This is a genomic window from Cellulomonas sp. HD19AZ1, assembly GCF_004535805.1.
GTDB lineage: Bacteria > Actinomycetota > Actinomycetes > Actinomycetales > Cellulomonadaceae > Cellulomonas > Cellulomonas iranensis.
Map to the genome: position 1 here is coordinate 1 of NZ_SPHX01000015.1, position 664 is coordinate 664.

Annotated in this window: 1 protein-coding gene; it reads left to right on the plus strand. The window is 73.2% G+C overall.

Translation table 11 applies throughout. The annotated features are described in order from the left end of the window. The coding region (locus tag E4A51_RS18185) for a methyl-accepting chemotaxis protein (RefSeq protein ID WP_240696542.1) at nt 1-664 on the plus strand (664 nt) is incomplete at both ends.

Below are 664 nucleotides of genomic sequence, written 5' to 3' on the forward strand. Positions count from 1 at the left end.
TCGCGGGGGTGGCGGAGTCGGCGGGGACGGTGGCGGCTGCGGCGGAGGAGCTGGCGGCGGCGTCGGGTCAGGTGGCGTCGGGGTCGGAGGAGACGAGCGTGCAGGCGGGTGTGGTGGCGGCTGCGGCGGAGCAGGTGAGCAGGAACGTGCAGGCGGTGGCTGCGGGGGCGGAGCAGATGGGGGCGAGCATCCGGGAGATCGCGCAGAACGCGTCGGAGGCGGCGAAGGTCGCGCAGGCGGCGACGGTCGCGGCGGACGAGGCCGGGGTGACGGTGAACCGTCTGGGGTCCTCGAGCGCGGAGATCGGGAACGTGGTCAAGCTGATCACGCAGATCGCGGAGCAGACGAACCTGCTGGCGCTCAACGCGACGATCGAGGCGGCGCGGGCCGGTGAGGCCGGCAAGGGCTTCGCGGTCGTGGCCGGGGAGGTCAAGGAGCTGGCGTCGGAGACGGCGAAGGCCACGGAGGACATCGCGCGGCGAGTCGAGGCGATCCAGGGCGACACCGCGGGGGCGGTGGACGCGATCGGGCAGATCGAGGGGATCGTGCGCTCGATCAACGACTACCAGCTGACGATCGCCTCGGCGGTCGAGGAGCAGACGGCCACCACCAACGAGATGTCGCGGGGTGTGGGGGAGGCGGCGACGGGGTCGGGGGAGATCGC